Origin of the sequence: Flavobacterium sp. HJJ (assembly GCF_015351475.1) — a bacterium.
Classification (GTDB): Bacteria; Bacteroidota; Bacteroidia; order Flavobacteriales; family Flavobacteriaceae; genus Flavobacterium; species Flavobacterium marginilacus.
This window is the reverse complement of record NZ_JADKPR010000002.1, coordinates 111,780-134,262: the sequence shown is the minus strand read 5'-3', so window position 1 is coordinate 134,262 and position 22,483 is coordinate 111,780. Positions and strand designations below refer to the sequence as shown.

The 22,483-nt window shown below is 34.5% G+C and carries 19 protein-coding genes; 7 read left to right on the top strand and 12 right to left on the bottom strand.

The features are described 5' to 3' along the window. Positions 1-1,395, top strand: coding sequence for a SusD/RagB family nutrient-binding outer membrane lipoprotein (locus IRZ80_RS02285; RefSeq protein WP_194639884.1), 1,395 nt, complete (start codon positions 1-3; stop codon positions 1,393-1,395). Positions 1,396-1,480: 85 nt separating this feature from the next. Further along, complete coding sequence (gene rlmB, locus IRZ80_RS02280) at positions 1,481-2,215, top strand: 23S rRNA (guanosine(2251)-2'-O)-methyltransferase RlmB (RefSeq protein WP_194639881.1); 735 nt, start codon at positions 1,481-1,483, stop codon at positions 2,213-2,215. Between the two features lie 80 nt (positions 2,216-2,295). Here rlmB and IRZ80_RS02275 read toward each other — a convergent pair whose 3' ends face one another. Continuing rightward, positions 2,296-3,093 (bottom strand): rhomboid family intramembrane serine protease, encoded by a 798-nt coding sequence (locus tag IRZ80_RS02275; RefSeq protein WP_194639879.1) that lies wholly within the window; start codon positions 3,091-3,093, stop codon positions 2,296-2,298. 291 nt (positions 3,094-3,384) lie between these two features. Between IRZ80_RS02275 and IRZ80_RS02270 the strand changes: the two genes are divergently transcribed. Further along, complete coding sequence (locus IRZ80_RS02270) at positions 3,385-4,662, top strand: replication-associated recombination protein A (RefSeq protein ID WP_194639877.1); 1,278 nt, start codon at positions 3,385-3,387, stop codon at positions 4,660-4,662. Positions 4,663-4,767: 105 nt separating this feature from the next. Here IRZ80_RS02270 and IRZ80_RS02265 read toward each other — a convergent pair whose 3' ends face one another. The 4 genes from IRZ80_RS02265 to IRZ80_RS02250 all read right to left on the bottom strand — a co-directional run bounded on the left by IRZ80_RS02265 (position 4,768) and on the right by IRZ80_RS02250 (position 7,686). After that, entirely contained in the window at positions 4,768-5,538 is a 771-nt protein-coding gene (locus tag IRZ80_RS02265) for a hypothetical protein (protein ID WP_194639875.1), read from the bottom strand. A gap of 3 nt (positions 5,539-5,541) precedes the next feature. Then, positions 5,542-6,231 carry a YjjG family noncanonical pyrimidine nucleotidase gene (locus IRZ80_RS02260; protein WP_194639873.1) on the bottom strand — a complete coding sequence of 230 codons (690 nt, stop codon included), beginning with the start codon at positions 6,229-6,231 and terminating at the stop codon, positions 5,542-5,544. Positions 6,232-6,520: 289 nt separating this feature from the next. Then, positions 6,521-7,213, bottom strand: coding sequence for a RadC family protein (radC, locus tag IRZ80_RS02255; protein WP_194639871.1), 693 nt, complete (start codon positions 7,211-7,213; stop codon positions 6,521-6,523). A gap of 11 nt (positions 7,214-7,224) precedes the next feature. Beyond that, the gene (locus tag IRZ80_RS02250) at positions 7,225-7,686 is read right to left on the bottom strand and encodes a GNAT family N-acetyltransferase (protein ID WP_194639869.1); all 462 of its coding nucleotides are present in this window, start codon (positions 7,684-7,686) and stop codon (positions 7,225-7,227) included. A gap of 101 nt (positions 7,687-7,787) precedes the next feature. Here IRZ80_RS02250 and IRZ80_RS02245 point away from each other — a divergent pair, with 101 nt between their 5' ends. Next, on the top strand, positions 7,788-8,414 hold the full coding sequence (locus IRZ80_RS02245) for a DUF1287 domain-containing protein (protein WP_228520775.1): 627 nt from the start codon (positions 7,788-7,790) through the stop codon (positions 8,412-8,414). Positions 8,415-8,472: 58 nt separating this feature from the next. Here the strand turns inward: IRZ80_RS02245 and IRZ80_RS02240 are convergent, their stop codons facing one another. From IRZ80_RS02240 to IRZ80_RS02220, 5 genes are all read right to left on the bottom strand, one after another. Then, entirely contained in the window at positions 8,473-9,828 is a 1,356-nt protein-coding gene (locus IRZ80_RS02240) for a UDP-N-acetylmuramate--L-alanine ligase (protein ID WP_194639866.1), read from the bottom strand. Positions 9,829-9,867: 39 nt separating this feature from the next. Next, positions 9,868-10,560 carry a tetratricopeptide repeat protein gene (locus tag IRZ80_RS02235; RefSeq protein WP_194639863.1) on the bottom strand — a complete coding sequence of 231 codons (693 nt, stop codon included), beginning with the start codon at positions 10,558-10,560 and terminating at the stop codon, positions 9,868-9,870. A 155-nt stretch (positions 10,561-10,715) separates the two neighbouring features. After that, entirely contained in the window at positions 10,716-11,156 is a 441-nt protein-coding gene (locus tag IRZ80_RS02230) for a carboxymuconolactone decarboxylase family protein (protein WP_194639861.1), read from the bottom strand. A 67-nt stretch (positions 11,157-11,223) separates the two neighbouring features. After that, a complete protein-coding gene (locus IRZ80_RS02225) occupies positions 11,224-11,799 on the bottom strand; it encodes a Crp/Fnr family transcriptional regulator (protein WP_194639860.1) in 576 nt (191 codons plus the stop codon). Positions 11,800-11,843: 44 nt separating this feature from the next. Next, a complete protein-coding gene (locus IRZ80_RS02220) occupies positions 11,844-12,425 on the bottom strand; it encodes a YdeI/OmpD-associated family protein (RefSeq protein ID WP_194639858.1) in 582 nt (193 codons plus the stop codon). 166 nt (positions 12,426-12,591) lie between these two features. Between IRZ80_RS02220 and IRZ80_RS02215 the strand changes: the two genes are divergently transcribed. From IRZ80_RS02215 to IRZ80_RS02205, 3 genes are all read left to right on the top strand, one after another. Then, positions 12,592-18,858, top strand: a complete 6,267-nt coding sequence (locus IRZ80_RS02215; protein ID WP_194639856.1) for an alpha-2-macroglobulin family protein — start codon at positions 12,592-12,594, stop codon at positions 18,856-18,858. A gap of 122 nt (positions 18,859-18,980) precedes the next feature. Then, a complete protein-coding gene (locus IRZ80_RS02210; protein ID WP_194639854.1) occupies positions 18,981-19,796 on the top strand; it encodes a UDP-2,3-diacylglucosamine diphosphatase in 816 nt (271 codons plus the stop codon). 15 nt (positions 19,797-19,811) lie between these two features. Further along, a complete protein-coding gene (locus IRZ80_RS02205; RefSeq protein WP_194639852.1) occupies positions 19,812-20,801 on the top strand; it encodes a glycosyltransferase family protein in 990 nt (329 codons plus the stop codon). A gap of 330 nt (positions 20,802-21,131) precedes the next feature. Here the strand turns inward: IRZ80_RS02205 and IRZ80_RS02200 are convergent, their stop codons facing one another. Further along, positions 21,132-21,296, bottom strand: a complete 165-nt coding sequence (locus tag IRZ80_RS02200) for a T9SS type B sorting domain-containing protein (RefSeq protein ID WP_317174709.1) — start codon at positions 21,294-21,296, stop codon at positions 21,132-21,134. Positions 21,297-21,437: 141 nt separating this feature from the next. Then, the gene (obgE, locus tag IRZ80_RS02195) at positions 21,438-22,439 is read right to left on the bottom strand and encodes a GTPase ObgE (RefSeq protein WP_194639849.1); all 1,002 of its coding nucleotides are present in this window, start codon (positions 22,437-22,439) and stop codon (positions 21,438-21,440) included. Positions 22,440-22,483 lie beyond the last annotated feature (44 nt).

Genomic DNA, 22,483 nt, shown 5'->3' with positions numbered 1-22,483 from the left:
ATGAAAAAAATAATATATTTATCTATAATATTAGGAGCGATATCTCTAAATTCATGTACAAATGAATTAGAAACCTTTAACGAAAATCCTAATAGACCTTCCGCATTATCTAATCCAACTACATTACTTACAGGTGCTGAAGTTGGGACAATTAATAACTCTGTAGGTAATTTATCAAGAGGCTTTACTATATTTACGCAGCATACTAATGGTAATGCATTTCAATCTGCTGAAGCGGGACAATATATCCTGACAGAATTAGACAACGAAGGTGATTGGGGTAACATTTACCAAGCTGGTATTAATGCAAACACGATAGTACAGAAATTTGAAGCAACATATCCCTACTATGGTGGTATGGCAAGGATAATATTAGCTCTTAATATGGGGTATGCAACTGATGCCTGGGGCGATATTCCTTTTTCGGATGCATTTCAAGGCAATGAAGGTAATCTTACACCTAAATACGATACTCAAAAAAACGTAATTGAACGAATTCAATCTTATCTGGATATAGCAATAGCAGATTTAGCAAAACCTTTAAGTGCTAATATTTCTGTACCTGGAGTTGACGATATTTTTTATAAAGGAAATACTGATAAGTGGACAAAACTTGCTTATGCTATCAAAGCAAGATATGCTATGAGGTTAACAATAAAAGACGGAAGTACTGTCGCTGCACAAAAAGCATTGACTTATGCACAAAAATCGTTCACAGGAACTGTTAAAGATGTAAATTCCGATAATTTAGTAGCGACTTTTGACGGAGGTAACAATCAAAGTTCATGGTATGCTTTTAATAATCAAAGAACTGGATACATCGGGATGGGTAAATATTTTATTGATTTATTAAATACTACTGCAGATCCACGTTTACCATTTTATGCACTTGCAGATGAACATGGCAATTATGTTGGAGCTGCACCTGAATCACCAGATGCAGATGGCGTAACATCTCAAATTGGAGATTATATCGCTGGAGGACCAAATACTTCTTTAAATATTTTTACTTTCAGTGAAATTAAATTTATTGAAGCAGAAGCACAATTTAGATTAGGAAATACTGCCGCTGCTCAAACTGCATTACAAGCTGCTGTAAGCGCTTCTTTAATAAATGTTACTGGGGCTGACGATACTACATTTGCTACAAGCGCGGCAGCTACAGTTACTTTGAAAAACATTATTACACAAAAATATATTGCTTTGTTCACTTCAACTGAACCATACAATGATTGGAGAAGAACAGGATTCCCTGTATTAACACCTAATCAAAACAGTTCAACTAAACAGATTCCTGTGAGATTAATAACTCCAAAATCAGAGAGAACGTTAAATACTAATGCAACTGTTGTATCAAGTTTTTATACTCCTGTTTGGTGGGCTAGTGGAAATTAAGCCCTGTTCAATAATTAATACCAAAACCGTTTTGTTAACTCAGAACGGTTTTTTTTTATAAAAACATTATACCTATATTTGCCTCATGGAAAAAGAACATCAAATTTTTGGAATAAGAGCAATAATTGAAGCTATTCAAGCTGGAGCAACAGTGGATAAAGTTTATATTCAGAAGGAAACTAGTGGCGAATTGATGAAGGACTTAATGAAAGTAATGAAACGTGGCAATATCAATTTCTCCTATGTTCCCGTAGAAAAATTAAACCGATTAACTCCCAATAACCATCAAGGAGCCGTAGCAAGCATCTCCCCTATTTCGTTTTTTGATTTAGAAACCCTGATAGATACTGTTGTTGAAAATGGCAAAAAACCATTGTTCTTAATTTTAGATCAAATTTCGGATGCACGTAATTTTGGAGCAATAATCAGGACTGCTGAGTGTACTGGGGTAAACGGAATTATTGTTCAAAAAGCGGGTTCGGCTCCAGTAAACGGTGACACTGTAAAAACTTCGGCAGGTGCGGTATTTAATATTCCGATTTGTAAAGTAGAACATATTAAAGATGCAATTTTTCTTTTGCAGGCAAGCGGTATAAAAACTGTTGCTGCTACCGAAAAAACAGACCAAAATATTTATGATATTTCTTTAGATGAACCTCTAGCAATCATTATGGGATCAGAAGACCGAGGGGTAAATCCTTCAGTGCTTAAAATTGTAGATGAGAAAGCAAAACTTCCTATGTTTGGCTCTATAGGATCATTGAATGTTTCTGTTGCTTGCGGTGCTTTTTTATATGAAACTGTAAGACAGAGAAGCTAATAATTTTAGATTGCAGAATTTAGATTTTAGATTGAAATTTAAAATCTAAATTTTTCACTATTTAGATAAAACGAAATGAATCAAGACTCTGGTTTTGATTCATTTTTTTTATTGATAGATTCTGAATCTTCTATATAATCGTAGACAACATTTGAATTAGACAGAAAAAAAGGATTGATTTCTACTAACTCGTCTTCTACTATTTCAGATTTTGGCAAATTGACAAAATTACCATTCTCATCAAACCGCTGCATAAATTTATCTTCGGAGGGGTCATAATCCGGCCTTTCCCAATCGTATTTTATCACTTTTTTAAATTCTGTCTTTTTATAGAAAAAAGTAAGTATAAAACCGGCAATCAGTCCAGATAAATGACCTTCCCAAGAAATGGTTTCGTCAATTTTTGGAAAAACATACCAAACCATTCCGCCATATAAAACTACAACTGTGAGAGACAAGGCAACTAATCTATAATATTGGGTCTGCAGGCCTTTGAAAAAAATAAACGAAACCAATACATAGATCAAACTGCTGGCGCCAATATGATAATTTTCTCTTCCAATAAACCATGTCAAAGTTCCGGAAAGCAGAATTCCGTAAACCACAATTCCTACTGCTTCTTTGCTGTAAAAAAAGAAAAGTGCTACCAGAAGCACTAATAATGATATTGAATTATTATAAAGATGTTCAATATTCGAATGAATGAATGGACTAAAAATTATGCCCTGCATTCCTGAAAAAGTTCTCGGCAAAATTCCATTATCGTCAAAATCGAATCCAAAACGAATTTCCAGCCAATAAACAAACCATAAGAACAGCACAAAAAAAAGCGGTACTCCTAGAACTGCATTGCTGAATTTAAAATGATTTTCTTCCATTATTCTGAACACTTATTAAGCTAATTAAAACTATTTAAAACGAATCAAAAATGAGTCCAAAAGCAATTTAGTGTTATTTTGTCATATAAAATAAATGCTTTTACGAAAACAAATCTCTTAGCCCTGATCGAAATGGAAAGCCCGCAGTCCTGCTGACTTAAATTTTTTGGGTTTACAAAGCGACAGCAAGAAGCTCTTGCAAACACTTAAAAATTTTGTCAGCGGGACGAGGACTTGTAATGCCGAGCTGGAATAGCTCCAAAAAATATAAAAATTGCTTAATTTTACAGCATGGAAGCACCATTAGCAGAACGTATACGCCCACAAAAACTTGAAGACTACATCAGCCAGTCCCATTTGGTAGGTCCCAATGGCTCGCTGACACAACAGATTGCAAAGGGAATTATTCCATCCTTGATATTTTGGGGCCCTCCTGGAACTGGAAAAACAACTTTGGCACAAATCATTGCTCAAGAGTCTAACCGTCCATTTTATATATTGAGCGCCATTAATTCAGGGGTTAAGGATATTCGGGACGTAATTGAAAAAGCAAAACAAAGCGGTGGTTTATTCACTGCTAAAAATCCTATTTTGTTTATTGATGAGATTCATCGTTTTAGTAAATCACAGCAAGACTCTTTATTGGCTGCGGTTGAAAAAGGATGGATTACATTAATAGGTGCAACAACCGAAAACCCAAGTTTTGAGGTTATTCCCGCTTTATTATCCCGTTGTCAAGTCTATATTCTGAACGCATTTACAAAAGCTGACTTAGAGCATTTATTGCAAAGAGCAATGAAAACGGACACTTATTTAGCCTCAAAAAACATAAAACTGCAAGAAACAGAAGCTTTATTACGTCTTTCTGGCGGTGACGGGCGCAAACTATTAAATATTTTTGAACTGGTCGTAAACGCCTCCGCCGAAGACGAAATTACGATCACCAATGACCGCGTTTTTGAATTAGTTCAGCAAAATACTGTTTTGTATGACAAAAGCGGCGAACAGCATTATGACATAGTTTCGGCTTTTATAAAATCGATCCGCGGAAGCGATCCTAACGGAGCTGTATATTGGCTGGCACGGATGATTGAAGGTGGTGAAGACGTTAAATTCATAGCCCGAAGAATGCTGATTTTATCCAGTGAAGATATTGGCAATGCCAATCCAACCGCTTTTATTATGGCCAATAATGCTTTTCAGGCTGTATCAACTATTGGTTATCCAGAAAGCCGGATTATTCTCAGCCAATGCGCTATTTATCTAGCTACTTCGCCTAAAAGCAATGCTTCTTATTTAGCGATTGGCACAGCACAGCAATTAGTAAAACAAACTGGAGATTTACCAGTACCAATCCATTTACGCAATGCTCCTACCAAATTAATGAAAGAATTGGGATATGGTGAGGATTATAAATATTCGCACGATTATGCCAACAATTTTGCGGAACAGGAATTCCTGCCAGAAGCATTGAGTAACACACCAATTTATGTTCCGGGACAGAATTCCAGAGAAAATACAACCCGTGAATTCCTGAAAAACCGCTGGAAAGATAAATATGGATATTAATTAAAGCTACAAAATTATCAGATATAGATTTAGTACAAGCAAAAAACCTCGGAGCAGAGCCACCGAGGTTTTATATTATTAGGAAAATTTTCTTTATTCCTGAAATTAAAACTTCACTTTAATTTTTTCAGACATTAAAGTATCTTTCTCATAATATTCAAAGTACCATTGGTTATCTTTTAGAACCAATGTTCCTTGTATATCCCCTTTAGATGCCATATATATAGATGGATTAGTTGTTTTAAAAGCTTTCAGAACGACTTTTGGCGTACTGTCTACTAATTGATATCCATTTTTTATTGGCTGTGCAAATAATACTGAGCCGTCTGGTTCGGTACTGCTGTTAGGAACACTTACTGCCACCGCTGCTGCTGCAGTAACTCCAGCAGGTGCTGCTTGTACTCCCTGTGGAACTGCAGCCATTCCTGTATATCCATTATTAACAGCCGGCGTGCCATCATATTTATAATGCAATGCATATACAGACTCAAAAGCCATATTCAATGCTTCAGCATAAGCTACATCATATTCTTTCTCTTTACTTTTCCCAACTTCAGATTTATAAATCTCTTTGCCGCTGCAATCCTTAAAAACTACATAAAGCTTCGTTACTAAAAATCCATTATCTCTTATTACATCTACATTCAATAAGCTGCATCTGTCATTGTACCCGCCCGGAAAATTTTCATTAGCATAAAAAGCTTCGAAACCAGCTTTTTTTAAATTAACCTTAGTTAATGTAGCAAGGCGGTACTGATTTTCAGATTTAAGGAAATCATATTTCAAAGGAATAATCACTCCTGTATAATCATTGATTGATTGTGAAAATCCAAAGCTTGAAACAAGCAGTAATAGGTATAAAAATTTTGACTTCATGACTTATAAATATTTTTTTAGTTCTAATAAATGGGTTATTTGTTTAATATCTTGTTCAACTTTAATTTTTTTATCATTAAAAAAAATAGCTTCCAATCCAGCATTTAAAGCTCCCTGTACATCAGCCTCGAGACAGTCACCAATCATAACACTGTTTTCTTTATTGGCTTGAGCCTGATTAAGAGCATACTCAAAAATAAACGGATTGGGTTTCTTAACACCTGCCATTTCTGAATTGGTAATGGTTTTGAAAAAACCTGCAATATTCGAATTATTTATTTTTTTATACTGCACATCTGCAAAGCCATTGGTAATGATATGCAATTTATACTTTTTTTCTAAATATTCCAGTACTTCTATCGTTCCGTCAAACAAGCGGTTATTTTCGGGCAGTAACTGAATATAATCATTTGCCATGCTTTCTATCTGTGCGTCGGAAACAAAATATTCCAAAGCATCAAAAGTATGTTTAAGCCGATTATACCTTAACTCTGCGTGCGTAATTTTATCATACTGATATAATTTCCAGCAGGCCTGGTTAATGGGAATATATTTTTCTATAAAAGCGGTAATTTCGATTGCTGGATGCAGTTTTGTTAAAATAGCTTCAAAAGCCAGTTCTGAATTGGCATCAAAATCCCAAAGCGTATGATCCAAATCAAAGAATATATCGGTTATTTTAGAAGATAACATGTATTTGCAATTATTTTAAAATGTTTGTCAAAAAAACAGCCTGTTCATTATTTTTAATTTAATCAAAATCAACACAATGCAGATTAACCTAAAAACTAAAATCATTTTTAATTACAGGTGAATGCACTTTCAAAATACAGACTTTATTTCTTTTATAAAATTACCCTCGAAAAGAGGCGTTCCAAAGGTACAGGAAAAACATTTCAAACAATATTGACTTCAATAATATTTAACGTTTCTCCAAAAATACATTTCCCTTCATTACAAAGCCCATGAAGATTTACAAAAATTAAAATATTCCTTCATCAACAAAACTATAATAGCCATTTTCGGTAATGATTAAATGATCGAGAACCGAAATATCTAATTGCTGGCCGGCAGTTTTAATTTTTTTTGTTATTAAGATATCAGCATCACTGGCCCGTAATTTTCCAGAGGGATGATTGTGTACCAAAATTATAGAAGTTGCATTTTGCTCAAAAGCAGTTTTAAAAACAATCCGAATATCAACCATCGTTCCAGTCATTCCGCCTTTGCTCAACTGCTTTTTGAAAAGTATTTTATTAGAGTTGTTCAAAAACAGAACCCAGAATTCTTCGTGCGACAGCTCCCCTATTATCGGATGCATCACATCAAAAACCATCTTACTTGAAGTTACTTTTGTCAGCTCTACTACATCTTCGCTTCTCCGCCTCCTGCCCAATTCCATAGCCGAAATTATCGAAATCGCTTTGGCTTCGCCGATGCCTTTAAAATTCATTAATTGTGAAATAGATAGTTTCCCTAAAGTATTTAAATTATGATCGACACTGGCCAAAATTCTTTTGCTCAAATCTACCGCCGATTCATTTCGGTTTCCAGAACCAATGAGAATTGCGATTAATTCGGCATCGCTCAGAACGCTTTTGCCTTTGAGCATTAATTTTTCGCGGGGCTTGTCGTCTTCAGCCCAATGTGTTATTGGAAAATTACCTGATTCCATTGTTATACAATTTAAATAATCGATTTACTCATACAAACGCTATCTGCCAAACCTACATAAGGTCCATAATTGTCTATTATCCTAAAACCAGTTTTTTGGTAAAAATTAATAGCTTCAGTTTGTTTATATAAAGTCTCTAAAATCAAAACTTCGAACCCCTGATTCTTCGCTTCTGCTTCCAATTCTTTAATTACCAATTGAGCCATACCCAATCCCCTTGCCTCTGGTAAAACAAACATCCTTTTTAACTCAGCTGATTCTTTATTATATTTTTTAAAACAGCCACAAGCCACCGCTTTTTCATCTAAATAAACAATAAAAACATTGGTGTTAAACTCAATTAAATTATTTCCCCAATAATCCTTTTTCAGTCTAGGGTAACGATCCCATAAATAAGCATCAAAAGTTTGTATCAGCAATACAAAGTCGGGATTTTCACTTGTTGTTTTTATTACATTAACCTTTGGATTCATATAAAATATCATATTTAGCTAAACTACACAAAAAAGAAGAAAATTCAATCAAATTAAATTTATATACTATTGTAAATATGTTTAATTTTAAACAAAAAAAGATGAGATACATTTCTATATTACTAGCTTCTATATTTTTATGTTCCTGTAATCAAACAAATAAAAATAAAACCTCATCCTTCATAACGATAAAAAGGCCCATCACATTTGAAGAAAAATTATCTGAAGCAGCTATTTCCATAATTAATCCTTCAATAGATTATGATCCTACCTATACTTCGATAAAATATCCAAATGGAGATGTCCCAAAAGACAAAGGCGTCTGCACTGATGTGATTATTCGGGCATACAGAAAACTTGGGATTGATTTACAAAAAGAGGTTCACGAAGACATGAAAGCCAATTTTTCAAAATATCCAAATTTGAAGAAATGGGGAATGACAAAAACAGACACGAATATCGATCATCGGAGAGTACCAAATCTGGAAACTTTTTTCGAAAGAAAAGGAACAAAATTAGCTGTTACAGAAAATGCAGGCGATTATAAAACGGGAGAAATAGTAACTTGGATGATTAACGGACAATTACCCCATATAGGCATCATTACGAATAAAAAATCAGAAGATGGAAAACGAAACCTGATAGTTCACAATGTTGGACACGGGCAGGTTTTAGAGGATTGTCTCTTTGCTTATAAGATCGCCGGGCATTTTAAATATGTAAAATAAAAAATGTGCCAGCTGTATAAACAATTGGCACATTATATCTAATTTTCTAATTGATAAACTATAAAATCAACTCTTTTACCTCATCAAAATTCAATCCGCCGTAATTTCCAGAACTCATCAATAATAAGGCTGCATTTTCAAGATTCAGATTAAACAGATATTCTTTGAAAGCTGCCGGATTGGTATAAATAATCAGATCTTCTCTATTGAAAGCTTTGGCAATCTGCTCATAGGTTACTTCTTCCAGCTGCTTGATTTTTACTGCATCAGGAGAGTAAAACACCACGGCAACATCAGCATATTCCAGTGCACCTTCATATTCTTTAAGGAACTCGGCATTCAGACTGCTGTAAGTATGCAGTTCTAAACATGCCACAACGGTACGGTTTGGATATTGTTCTTTTACGGCTTTTGTCGTTGCTGCAACTTTACTTGGGGAATGGGCAAAATCTTTATAAGCTACTTTGGTTTTGCTTTCAGCAATTTTTTCCAAACGCTTCGATGCTCCTTTGAAACTCGCAATCGCTTCATAAAAATCAGCTTCATCAACTCCCATATTCTGGCAGATCCATTTGGCACCAGCCAAATTATTTAGATTATGCGCACCAAAAACTTCTATAGGCATTGGCCCTTCTGGAGTTTCTAACAATGTTACTCCGTCTTTCACTTCGTATTTTGGTGTTGTATAAGGAATTTTACGGATTGGATTTGTAGCTTTCTCTGCAACACGTTTCACCTCAGAATCATTTTCATTGTAAACCAAAATTCCGCCGTTTGTGATTTTTTCAATAAAAATTTCAAACTGTTCTACATAAAAATCATAAGTTGGAAAAACATTGATATGATCCCATGCGATCCCCGAAATCAAGGCAATATTCGGCTGATACAAATGAAATTTAGGTCTACGGTCAATTGGCGAAGACAGATATTCATCTCCTTCAAGAACCATAAAATCATTCTCCTCGGTAAGATGTACCATCGTGTCAAAACCTTCCAATTGTGCTCCTACCATATAATCCACTTCTATATTGTGATAATGCATTACGTGCAGAATCATCGAAGTGATCGTTGTTTTTCCGTGAGAACCGCCAATGACCACACGGGTTTTATTTTTGGACTGTTCGTATAAAAATTCAGGATACGAATAAATTTTAAGTCCCAATTCCTGTGCTTTTAAAAGCTCGGGATTATCTGCTTTGGCGTGCATCCCAAGGATTATAGCATCAATATCGGCAGTAATTTTCTCGGGAAACCAGCCCAGCTCAGCAGGCAGAATTCCTTTTTTTTCCAAACGTGATTTTGAAGGTTCAAAAATAGCGTCGTCACTTCCCGTAACCTGATATCCTTTGTTGTGTAATGCCAATGCCAAGTTGTGCATTGCGCTTCCGCCTATGGCTATGAAATGTGTTTTCATTTAGTGTTCTTTATATTTTTTATCAAATGATCGATAACTCTATTTTTTCTTATTTCTATATTCCTCCCAAACCGTATTGGCTTTATCAGGCTGTTTCATTTTATTCTTATAAAAATCGGCCAATGCCTGATAGCAAACCTTTGAACCTCCTATCAAAATAGCTCTTTTGTATTGCTTTTCGGCTTCAGTATACCTTTTAAAATATTCTTCGATATGTCCGCGGGACAAATACCCGTCAACTGGCGAGAGTTCTCTTAATTCGGACGAATATTTAATAGCTTTGGACTCACTTCCTCCAACTATTCCGGGCAATTGCAGATTCAATTCAATCAGCGCCCAGCGCGCTTCGATATGTTTCGGATTCAATTCGATCGCTTTTTCAAATGAAGTCCTTACTTCTCCGACCATTCCCAAAGCTTTTAATTTACTGACTTCTGCAGTCTTCATTGCCAAAGCACCGCCATATTTAAAGTAATAATCAGCCTCCTTAGAATTTGTAACTTTAAGTTTTTTATAATACGAAATAGCCTTGTCCCAAGACTTATGGTATGCGGCGATGTCACCTAAATATTCTATCGTTTTAAGATTGTTTGGATTACTTTTTAGGAAGTTTTCAAAAATGGGCTGTGCTTGATCGTATCTTTTTTCAATGAATAATTTTTCTCCCTTTTCAAAAGATTGGGACAATAACAGCAGCGGAAACAACAAAAAGATACTTAGCAGTAATTTCATCCTCCAAAAATAAAGAATTTCCAAAAGAATAGAAGTCTTTTAACCAAAAATTAGAAATTGAATCCAATCATTTTTTAATCTAAATTTTAGGCATAAAAAAAGTGCAAAAGCAAAAACTTTTACACTTTTTTATCTTGACTAATTGTAAAGAACTTTTATTCTGCAGGCTCCAATTGTGTGCTTATAGCAATTCTGTTCCATGCATTTATGGTCACAACAGCCATAATAATCTGGGCAATAGTATTTTTATCAAAAAACTGTTCGGCATTTTTATATGTTTCGTCAGATAGACCGTGATTGTGAATCAAAGTGATTTCTTCGGTAATTGCCAAGATTACTTTTTCTTCCTCAGTAAACAGATTCGTTTCACGCCAGGCATTCAGTAAAAAAATACGCTGCGCAGTTTCGCCATATTTTAGTGCATCTTTTGTGTGCATATCAATGCAAAACGCACAGCCATTGATTTGGGAAGCTCTTATTTTTATTAATTCCTTTTGCGTTTTAGACAATTGGCTTGATGCCAAATATCCTTCCAATGCGTACATCGCTTTATAGGCCTGCGGTTCAATTTCGCTGATATCTATTCTCTTTTCCATTTTTTTGTTTGTTTTAAATTAACAGGACAAAATTCGGAAACAGATAATGAAAAAAACTTAAACCAGTTTAAGAACGCTTTTTATTTCTGATTTCGCTCAAATATTCGGGGGTAAAACCTAAAAAAGAAGCAATTAAATATTGCGGAATCCGCTGTACAAATTCAGGATAAGAGTTTAGTAAATGATGGTAAAACTCTTCTTTGGAAAAATCATATAAATATTTCAGTCTCACCTGCGTGGCCGCATAAGCGCGCTGATAGACAAATCTAAAATAACGTTCCATTTTGGGAAATGCAGCCAATAACTTTTCCTGCGATTCGCTGTCAATCACTAATATTTCTGAATTTTCTACCGCCTGAATGTAAAAATCAGTTGCCAGGCCCCGCTCGTAAGCAAAATTGTCGGTCATCCACCAATTTTCAATTGCAAATTCAGTGGTGAGTTCAATCCCTTTGTCATTGACAAAAAACTTCCTCAGACAGCCGTTCAATACAAAATAATGCGACTTACTGATCTGTCCCTGTTCGAGTAAATTTTCTTTTTTCTTAACCTTTTTCACTTGAAAAAAAGATGAAATTTCAAAGAACTCTTCCTCGTTTATTTCAATGAATTTCTGCAGATGCTTTTTAAATATTTCAGACATGATTTTTTTCAAATGATTAGTACAACCTCATATTCCCTATCTCTTTATAAATCGTTCAATCCCTTTCCTTTTAGAATTTGGGGAATGCATTTCTCTACTCTTGATTCACGGGTTTTGGATTGTTTTGGAGCCGAAAAATGCAGTAAATAAGCCTTTTGCCTTCCTGGTGTAAGAGCCTCAAAAGCAGTTTTTAATTCAGCTGATTCGTCGAGTTTTATTTTAAATTCTTCGGCAACAAGGAACTCTTCAGTTGTTTTGAATTTTACTTCCAAACCCGCTTTTTCGACTTCGATGGCTTCGTAAATATAGGCCTTGAGAATAACCTGCTGTTCAATAATCTGCTCGACATTAGTAAACCGAATCTGGCGCGCCGATTGTACATTTTTGGACTGCTGGACTAAAATATTAGCAACATCATTTAGCAGTACTCCCTTGAAAAATAAAAAAGCACAGTATTCCTTAAACTGGTGGATTAATACAATATTATTTCCTTGAAAAGTATAGCAGGGACTGCCCCATTTCAGTTCTTCGGTAAGCTGGCAGTCCAGAGCAATAACTCGCAACTGTTCCAATTCTCGTTGCCATTTTTGGGAATCAGCAAAATAAAAATCAGCTTTTGAATTCATAATATTCATTTATTGATTACAGAAAAAAGCTTTTGTCAAATAGAAAATTTCAACTTTCTACTTAAGAAACAAAAACTAAGAATCTCAAAGATATTGAAAAATAATCATTTGGTTTTACCCTAAAAAAACAGTAATTTGTACGAAAATCATTTAGCGGTAATCCATTATGAAAAATATTTATTTAGTACTTCTTTTTATATCAACTTCATTATTTGCCCAGCAATATGAAAAAGACTGGAACAAGGTTGTCAAGAACGAAAATGAAGGCAAAATAAAAACTGCCAATCAAATTGTAAATAAAATTAGTAAAAAGGCTTTCTCTAAAAAAAATGAAGTCCAAATTATCAAATGCTTTTTCTATAAATCCAAGTACCGACAAGTACTGGATGAAAATGCAAAAAAACTCATTTTAAGCGATTTGAAAACGCAGATTAATCAGGTTTCAATTCCGTCTAAAGCGATTTTGAATTTGATTCATGCGAAGTGTCTGAATGATTATAATCAGAATTACAGCGACTTTGCTGTTGTAGTTGATGACACAACAGCTGTTGCGGTAGATACGGTCGCTACAGCAACAGCAAACATCGTCGATTCCGCAGCAGTTACTGATTTTAATAAAGAAGAGGACATCAGCAAAATATTCGAAAAAACACTCGAAAACGAAGCCATTTTAAAAGCTACACCTCTAAGCAATTATGAAGCTATTTTCAAATTCTTTACTTTAGAAAAATTCAAAAAAGAGAGCCTATATGATTATTTACTAAAGGAAAACATTGCTTTTTATAAAGAAAAAATAGAGGAATGGCAGTTTGAACCTAAAGAATATGAAGCTCATAAAAACATTCTTTTAGGAAATACAGATCTTTTTACAAAACTAAACCTCGATTTTATAAAAGATGAAAATCTAAAAAAAGTGCTTTCTCTATATCAAAAGCTAGAAGCTGATGTTCCAGCTATTGAAAACAAATTGGAACGCATACTATTTTGCTCCCAATACCTTATAAAATCAGATGAAGATTTGCTGAATGCTTTAATTAACTTAGAAAAAGAAACAAAAGAAGCAATTGAACTGCAAAAAATTCAATTGGAAAAAGCGAATATTTACGCCAGATTAGCTTCCAAAGAAACGCATCCTGATTATAATATTAAAGCGATTTCTGAATTGGAAAACATCCTGAAGATTACTAATAATTCGAATGCCTACAAACTGGCGATTCAAAAAAAAGAAGAACTGCTTTCAAAAAACATTCAGGCCGAACTTCAAAAATACATTTACAGCAAGCAAAACACCAGAGCTTTTATTCAATATAAAAACACAAACAATGTTACAGTTTCCTTTTTTAAAATAAATTACAGCAAAATTGCCGAATTCTATAACACACCAAACAAAACAGATAGTCTGGCAAACCAAATTGTAACTGCCAAAAAACCATTAATCACCAAAAGTTATCCACTTACAGATAAGAAAGATTATTTTGAATACTCCACCGAAATCCTTTTACCACAACTGGAAACCGGCAGTTATCTCGTTTATTTTGAGAGCGAAACCGACTCCAAAGACAAAAAAGGTTTTGGTTATGAAACCATTACGGTATCAAATATTTCGGTTTTGGCTAATTCAAAATCAGGTAAAGAATATTATACTGTTCTCAACAGAAAAACTGGCAAGCCGATGGAGGATGTTTCTTTAAAATCGAGCTATTTCGAAATAAAAACCAATGGAGACGGCTTGGCGGTTTATCAACCAAAAGAGAATAAAAACAGCTACTACAATCCGTATCCAATTCTGCTGACAACAGCGAATGACACTATTTTAATCACTAAAAATTATCTCGCTTATGCCACAGATTATTACGAAAATAACAAAGACGAAAAATTCATAGGAAAAGTAGAATTCTACTTGGACCGCGCCATTTATCGCCCAGGACAGACCGTTTATTACAAAGGAGTTGCCATTCAAAAAAAGAAAAACAAATCAAGTATTGTCCCAAACACTTCTTTCAAAATAAACATCAAAGATCCTAATTACACCAATTTTAAAGAGTTTGAAGTTACTACTAATGAGTTTGGTTCGTTTTCGGGTGAATTTGTCCTGCCTAAGAATGGCTTAACAGGAGATTTTAGGATTGAAGCAGAAGAACCCAGCGATATCAAAAAAGATACTTCTCATGATAAAACAAAAGATGAACATCCATTTTGGGAAGACTTGGATTTTCAAAACTCATCCGCTTATTTCAAAGTAGAAGAATATAAACGTCCAAAGTTTGAAGTCTTTTTTGAGTCTAAAAAAGAAAGCTTTCAGGTCAATCAATCCGTTACCGTAAAAGGAACTGCCAAAGCATTTGCAGGAAGCAGTATTTCAGATGCAAAAATGACCTATACCATATCCCGTTTTACAAATTTTTACAGAAATTATTATTACAATAATGAGCCCGAAGAAGTTTTAATAAGCGGCGAAACCAAAACTGATGCTACTGGGAAATTTGCGATTGATTTCATTGCGAAACCATCAAAAAATGCAGTTAAAGAACAGCTTCCTGTTTTCAATTACCGAATAAACACAAGTGTTACCGATATCAATGGAGAAACACATACGGCTGTTACAACTATTAAAGTAGGTTACCACGACTTGGTACTCAATGCCACAGTTCCAAATAGTATTGAGACCAAAAATAAAAATGAAATCATCCTAAACAGCACGAATCTGAATGGAGAATTTAAAGCTGTAAAAGGAGAAATCAAATTATATTTTGTAAGTCTGGTACCAAAAAAATTCAAATCCAGAGTTTTTCAATATCCTGAAATCAACACAATTTCGGATGCTGATTTTGAAAAATTATTTCCATACGAAATTAATAATTCCGCAACTGCTGAAAAGCCTATTGAAAAGTTAGTTTTTTCAAAAAAAATAGATACCGAAAAAGACAAAAACCTTGTACTGGATTTTATTACAAATTATCAATCCGGAAATTACAAAGTAGTGTTTTCTGCAAAAGACAGTTATGAAAACCCTATTGAAACTGTTTCTAATTTCTCGATCATTCAAAGTAAAGACAAATTCAGTCCAAATAAATTATTCACTGTTGAGCAGCTCAATAAAGACCCAAAGAAAGATGGTTTTGTGACCGTTCAGCTTCGATCACTATTAGACACTTTACATATTCATACTACCGCCAATTACAAAAACGGCACTTTCTATGAAAAAAATATTGTTTTAGAAAACCACCAGACTACAGTTACGATTCCGCTTCAAAAAGATTTCGAAAAGTCACTGCGAATTGGCTTTGAAAGTGTTTTTGACAATCAGGCTTTCAATGATCAATTAGAAGTAGTACTCCCTTTTGATGAGCCAAAGATGGAGTTTGCTGTAGAAAGTTTCAGAAGCAAAATCCAGCCGGGAAGCAAGGAAAATTGGTCATTTAAATTAAAAACTTCAAATACTAAAGCAGAAGCTGAAATTTTAGCATCCATGTATGACAGTTCCTTAGATCAATTTACAAAAACAGCTTGGGGAGCATTGAACTTTTATGACTACAACAGCAACGGTATAAGTTTTAGATCTAGTTTAGGATTTGATAAAACTAACATTTATGTTCGAGATTTAAATTTAGAATCAACTCCATTAGAACTGCAAAATGAAGAAACTAAACTGAAATGGTTTGGTTTTGATATTAATAATTCAACTAATGGATTTGTAATGTCTTTAGATGACATAAAGGACAAAAAAGTTAGTTCTGAAACAATAAAAGGAGATCCAGATGCACCGCTAATAGTTGAAGAAGTAGGTAATGCTCCTGCTCCTAAAGTTGACCTAGTTAAATTTGTAAAACCTGTAGCAGCAAAAGCCGAAGAAATTAGAATCAGAGGAAACTCAACTATTTATGGTTATCGTTCATCTTCAACAACATTATACATTATTGATGGAGAAATTGCAACAGAAGCTGATTTTAAAAAATTAAATCCGGCAGATATCATATCTATCGATGTCCTAAAAGATGTCACAGCCACAGCCCAATATGGAGAAAAAGGCGCAAACGGCGTTATCATCATCACCACCAAAAAAGCACTAGAAGCCTTAACCCAAGTAAAAGCAAGAAAAAATCTATCCGAAACTGCTTTCTTTTATCCTAACTTAAAAACAGACTCCAAAGGAAACGTGAGCTTTAATTTCACCTCTCCCGAAGCTTTGACAGCTTGGAAACTCCGCTTATTGGCGCACAACAAAGATGCGGTTTCCGGCTATCTCGAAAAAACAACCATTACCCAAAAGGATTTAATGGTAACGCCAAACTTTCCAAGATTCTTCAGGGAAAAAGATTCCATTGTTATTACGACAAAAGTAGCAAATGTTACTAACGAAGCCAAAACAGGAATTGCCGTTCTACAGCTTTTTGATGCTACAACAATGCAGACTGTTGATTCCAAAATGAACAATACCAATACCGTAAAAAACTTCACAATTCCTGCTTATGGCAATACAACAGTGAGCTGGAAAATCTATATTCCTGAAGGATTGCAGGGTGTTCAATACAAAGTTTTGGCAAAAGCCGGCAATTTTTCGGATGGGGAAGAAAACATTCTGCCTGTCTTGACCAATAATATGCTAGTGACCGAAAGCATACCGATTTGGGTACGCGGAAATTCGAAGAAAGAATACACGTTTGAGAATTTAAAAAACAACAATTCAAGTACTTTAAAAAATCATCAGTTTACACTAGAATACACTTCGAATCCAACTTGGCTGGCGATTCAGTCCCTTCCTTATCTGATGGAATACGAACACGAATGTGCCGAACAGACTTTTGCCCGTTTTTATGCCAATGCTTTGGCTTCGGAGATTATTTCCAGCAATCCAAAAATCGCCGAGCTTTTTGAAACCTGGAGAAAAAACGGAAAATTAAATTCCAAACTAGAAGAAAACGAAGAATTAAAATCGATTATTCTTGCTGAAACACCTTGGTTAAACGACGCTCAAAACGAAGACGAAAAAAAGAAAAATCTAGCTCTGCTTTTTGATTTAGAAAAAATGAAAACTTCGCAACAGGCAGCTTTTGATAAATTAAAACAAAAACAAAAACCTTCGGGAGGGTTCGCCTGGTTTGACGGAAGTAACGAAAACGAATACATTACAAGACATATTTTGGCGGGGTTGGGACATTTACATAAATTAAACAAAAGCTCAGAAATAGCTGTTAATAGAGTTGAAATTGCTAATAATGGTATTCCGTTTATTGACAACAAATTTTTGGAGTATTATAAAACAAGAACCAAAAACCTTAAGAAAACAGACAAATTAATCTGGCTGAATCCATATTCTGATCTGCATTATTTATACACCCGCAGTTTTTATTTAAAAGATTATCCATTAAACGATACTTTGAAGAAAGCAACAAAACTGTATTTAGAAACAGCTAAAAAAGATTGGCTAAACTATTCTTTGTATGAAAAAGGAATGACGGCTTTGGTACTGAATCGTTTTGGCGAAACATCATCTGCCAAAAAAATCATCGAAAGCTTAAAAGAAACCGCTTCCAACAATGAAGATTGGGGAATGTACTGGATTGCAAATAAGCCCGGCTGGTATTGGTATCAAGCGCCAATTGAAACGCAGGCTCTGCTGATTGAAGCTTTCGACGAAGTGGATAACGACACGAAATCTGTCGATGCGATGAAAGTTTGGTTATTAAAAAACAAACAAACCAAAAACTGGTCCACTACAAAATCCACCACCGAGGCTGTCTATGCGTTATTAATGCAGGGAACCGACTGGCTGAGCGTAAAAGACAACACCGTTATAAAAATTGGAGATGAAAAAATCCTGACCAAAAAACTAGCTGGAAACGAAAAAGAAGCCGAAACTGGTTACATCAAACTGAGTTGGAAAGCGAATGAAGTCAAAAAAGAAATGGCTTCAGTTTCTATTCAAAACAAATCAACAGTTCCAGGTTTTGGAGGTGTGTATTGGCAGTATTTTGAAGATTTGGATAAAATCAAAAACAATTCGGGAACTAATTTATCGGTTGCCAAAGAATTATATATCAAGAAAAACACAGACAAAGGTTCTGAACTGCAAAAAATAACAGCCAAGAATAAATTGAAAATTGGTGATTTAGTTACTGTCCGATTAATAATTTCTGCCAAAGAGGATATGGAATTTGTTCACTTGAAAGATATGCGAGCTTCCTGTTTTGAGCCTGTTGATGTGCTTTCGGGCTATGAATACAAAGGCGGTTTGGGCTTTTACAGAAGCACCAAAGATGTTGCAACTCATTTCTTTTTTGACCAGATAAACAAAGGAACATATATTTTAGAATATGATATTCGGGTAAATAACACAGGGAATTTTTCCAATGGAATTTCAACGATTGAGAGTATGTATGCTCCTGAATATACCAGTCATACTAAAGGAATTCGGGTGAATGTAAAAAATTAGAAAATTCTTCATTCAATTAAAAATCCGTCTCGTTAAATTTAACGAGATGGATTTTTTATACACAAATAATACTAAAAACACATTGGGATAACATAGCGGTTTTACTTTCGTAAAAACTAAAAATGAAAAGACGAAGAAAAATCCCCTTAGTTGTTATAAGCGATGTTCACTTAGGCACTTACGGATGTCAAGCCAAAGAATTATTGCAGTATTTAAAATCAATAAATCCTCAGACATTGATTTTAAACGGTGACATCATCGATATCTGGAGTTTTACCAAAAGTTACTTTCCTGTTGCCCACATGAATGTTTTAAGACAAATCATAAAAATGTCCAATCAAGGCACTCGGGTTATTTACATTACTGGAAACCACGATGAAACTTTACGAAAATACTCAGACTTTATTTTGGGCAATTTCGAATTATTGGACAAAATCATTCTTGATTTGGACGGCAAAAAAACCTGGATTTTCCACGGAGATGTATTTGATTCTTCAACCAAAGGCTATGCCAAAATACTAGCCAAACTTGGCGGGAAAGGCTATGATTTATTGATTCTGATTAACAGTTTGATTAATTGGTTTCTAGAACTTTTGGGCAAAGAAAAAAGAAGCTACTCCAAAATGATCAAAGACAGCGTCAAAAAAGCGGTCTCTTTTGTTTCCAATTTTGAAACCACAGCTGCCGAAATAGCCATCCAAAAAAAATACAGTTACGTAGTCTGCGGACATATTCACAAACCGCAAATGAAAGAAATTGAAAATGAACACGGAAAAGTATTGTATCTGAATAGCGGCGACTGGATAGAAAACCTTACTTCATTAGAATATAAAAAAGGAAAATGGAGCCTTTACCATTATAAAAAAGAACATTACAAAGACCCTGATTTATCTGAAGACAAAGAAGTAAATGACATTGTCAACAAAATTCTTTCTTAACCTAAAAAGCTAACAATGAAAATATTTTACGCAATACAGGCAACAGGAAACGGCCACATCAGCAGAGCCATACAATTATATCCTTATCTGCAAAAATTTGGAGAAGTCGATTTTTTTCTAAGCGGCAACAATGCAACTCTGGACATCGATTTACCCATAAAATTCAGAAGCGCCGGCTGCAGCCTTCATTACAGCAAATGCGGAGGTTTAAATTACTGGGATATTGCCAAAAACATAAAACCAAAGCAAATTTATGACGATGCCAATGCTTTACCGCTAAAAAATTATGATGTTGTCATTAATGATTTTGATTCCATTACCTCATTAGCTTCCAAACTGCAGAAAGTGAACTCAATACAATTTGGACACCAAGCCAGTTTTATTTCGCCAAATACTCCAAGACCCGAAAAGAAAAGTATGATGGGAGAAATGATTCTGAAACATTATGCACCGTCTCCTAAAAACATCGGACTGCATTTTGATAAGTACGATGATTTTATTTATCCTCCCGTCATCAAAGACGAAATCGTAAATGCCGATCCAAAAAACAAAGACCATATTACAGTTTATCTTCCTTCATTTCAAAAAGACTGCTTGGAAAAAACATTCAATAAACTTCCTAATTTAAAGTTTCATTGGTTTTTGGAAGAAACAAAAAACAAACATACTATAAAAAATGTGACGTATTATCCCGTCAATAAAGACCTCTTTAACAAAAGCCTGATTAACTGCGAAGGAATTATCACTGGCGGAGGATTTGAAACTCCTGCTGAAGCTTTATATCTTGGCAAAAAAATACTTTCGATTCCAATCAGACAGCACTATGAACAGGAATGCAATGCCGCAGCACTCAAAAAAATGGGCGTTCCTGTGCTTTATGAAATAGGTGATGATTTTCATTTAATAATCGAAAACTGGCTGGATTCCCACATAAAATATCCAACTATAAAAGCCAATAATATCAACGACACACTGCAGTATTTATTTGATACTTATAATGACTGATACTTTTCTTATGCAGCCTGATTTCGATTTTTAATTATTCTAAAAAAAGAAGAAACAATAATCTAGTGAGGCTAAAAATGAAAAAACACGGCATTCGCATTAAAAAAAAGATAAACACGAATTTCACTAATTAACACTAATTCTTATCAAAATTGAAACCAATTTTACAGTTTCAAATATTTTGTGTAATTAAATAGCAATCTTAATTCGTGTAAATTAGTGTAATTCGTGTCAGAAACTTTAAAAGCGAATAACGTGATAAAAAAACGTTTCATCACTGAAACGTTTTTTAAGTTTTTATACATTTTTTTGTCATTCAATATTTATAGCTTATCTTTTCAAAGAGAAATGTCCTTTAAGTCTCTTTCCTTCTTCTGTAATTAATTCAAACCAATAATCCGAGGAAGGCATCGGATTGTTATTATAATTACCATCCCAACCCATACTGTCACCTTTTAGACTCGTCATAATCTTGCCATATCTATCATATATCACAATCTTTACTGGTTAAATATAACAAAAGAAATAGTGTTAATTTAGATTTAATCACCATAAATAAACCTTCATTTCAAGTCTAAAAAAAACCACTAACAAATCGAATTCATTAGTGGTTTTTATATGTTTTAAAAATATATTTTACTCATTCAGCATTTTCCAAAGCTTGTCTTTCAGCTCTGTTAATCCCTGCTGTGCAACCGATGAAATAAACAAATAAGGAATACCTTTGAATTCTTCGTCTAATTGTGTTTTCAATTCGGCTTTCAATTCATCATCCAGCATATCGATTTTCGAAATCACCAAAAGGCGTTCTTTATCCAGCATTTCCGGATTGTATTTAGTCAGTTCATTTACCAAAACATCATACTCTTCCTTGATATTTGGCGTATCCACAGGAACTAAAAACAATAGAGTCGAATTACGCTCGATATGGCGCAGGAAATAATGACCAAGCCCTTTACCTTCGGCAGCACCTTCAATAATTCCCGGAATATCGGCAATTACAAACGATTGGAAATCCCTGTAAGCTACAATTCCAAGATTTGGTTTCAAAGTCGTAAATGGATAATCTGCAATTTTTGGTTTTGCTGATGTCAATACAGACAATAGTGTTGATTTTCCAGCATTTGGAAAACCTACCAAACCAACATCTGCCAAAACTTTTAATTCCAAAATCACATCCATTTCCAAACCTGGCAAACCTGGCTGTGAATAACGAGGCGTCTGATTCGTTGAACTTCTAAAATGCCAGTTTCCTAAACCTCCTTTTCCTCCTTTGGCAAGTATTTGTTTTTCACCATCCTCGGTAATCTCAAACAATGTTTCGCCTGTTTCTTTATCTTTCACGACAGTTCCAAGAGGAACTTCAATATATTTATCATCACCATCAGCACCTGTACTTCTGTCTCCTCCTCCATCACCTCCGTGACCTGCTTTGATATGACGGGCAAATTTTAAGTGAAATAAAGTCCAAAGATCCTTATTCCCTACCAAATAAACATGTCCGCCACGACCTCCATCACCTCCATCTGGACCTCCATATTGGATGAATTTTTCTCTATGCAAATGCGTAGACCCCTTTCCTCCTTTTCCGGAAGAAACATAAATTTTTACGTAATCTACAAAATTTCCCTCTGTCATTTTCTTTTGTTTAAAAGTTTAAATCTAAAGTTTAATCGTTTAAT

Bases quoted from the DNA above. Each gene is read 5' to 3' on its own strand.
- IRZ80_RS02285 (WP_194639884.1), top strand. From the start codon at position 1: ATGAAAAAAATAATATATTTATCTATAATATTAGGAGCGATATCTCTA.
- rlmB (WP_194639881.1), top strand. From the start codon at position 1,481: ATGGAAAAAGAACATCAAATTTTTGGAATAAGAGCAATAATTGAAGCT.
- IRZ80_RS02275 (WP_194639879.1), bottom strand. From the start codon at position 3,093: ATGGAAGAAAATCATTTTAAATTCAGCAATGCAGTTCTAGGAGTACCG.
- IRZ80_RS02270 (WP_194639877.1), top strand. From the start codon at position 3,385: ATGGAAGCACCATTAGCAGAACGTATACGCCCACAAAAACTTGAAGAC.
- IRZ80_RS02265 (WP_194639875.1), bottom strand. From the start codon at position 5,538: ATGAAGTCAAAATTTTTATACCTATTACTGCTTGTTTCAAGCTTTGGA.
- IRZ80_RS02260 (WP_194639873.1), bottom strand. From the start codon at position 6,231: ATGTTATCTTCTAAAATAACCGATATATTCTTTGATTTGGATCATACG.
- radC (WP_194639871.1), bottom strand. From the start codon at position 7,213: ATGGAATCAGGTAATTTTCCAATAACACATTGGGCTGAAGACGACAAG.
- IRZ80_RS02250 (WP_194639869.1), bottom strand. From the start codon at position 7,686: ATGAATCCAAAGGTTAATGTAATAAAAACAACAAGTGAAAATCCCGAC.
- IRZ80_RS02245 (WP_228520775.1), top strand. From the start codon at position 7,788: ATGAGATACATTTCTATATTACTAGCTTCTATATTTTTATGTTCCTGT.
- IRZ80_RS02240 (WP_194639866.1), bottom strand. From the start codon at position 9,828: ATGAAAACACATTTCATAGCCATAGGCGGAAGCGCAATGCACAACTTG.
- IRZ80_RS02235 (WP_194639863.1), bottom strand. From the start codon at position 10,560: ATGAAATTACTGCTAAGTATCTTTTTGTTGTTTCCGCTGCTGTTATTG.
- IRZ80_RS02230 (WP_194639861.1), bottom strand. From the start codon at position 11,156: ATGGAAAAGAGAATAGATATCAGCGAAATTGAACCGCAGGCCTATAAA.
- IRZ80_RS02225 (WP_194639860.1), bottom strand. From the start codon at position 11,799: ATGTCTGAAATATTTAAAAAGCATCTGCAGAAATTCATTGAAATAAAC.
- IRZ80_RS02220 (WP_194639858.1), bottom strand. From the start codon at position 12,425: ATGAATTCAAAAGCTGATTTTTATTTTGCTGATTCCCAAAAATGGCAA.
- IRZ80_RS02215 (WP_194639856.1), top strand. From the start codon at position 12,592: ATGAAAAATATTTATTTAGTACTTCTTTTTATATCAACTTCATTATTT.
- IRZ80_RS02210 (WP_194639854.1), top strand. From the start codon at position 18,981: ATGAAAAGACGAAGAAAAATCCCCTTAGTTGTTATAAGCGATGTTCAC.
- IRZ80_RS02205 (WP_194639852.1), top strand. From the start codon at position 19,812: ATGAAAATATTTTACGCAATACAGGCAACAGGAAACGGCCACATCAGC.
- obgE (WP_194639849.1), bottom strand. From the start codon at position 22,439: ATGACAGAGGGAAATTTTGTAGATTACGTAAAAATTTATGTTTCTTCC.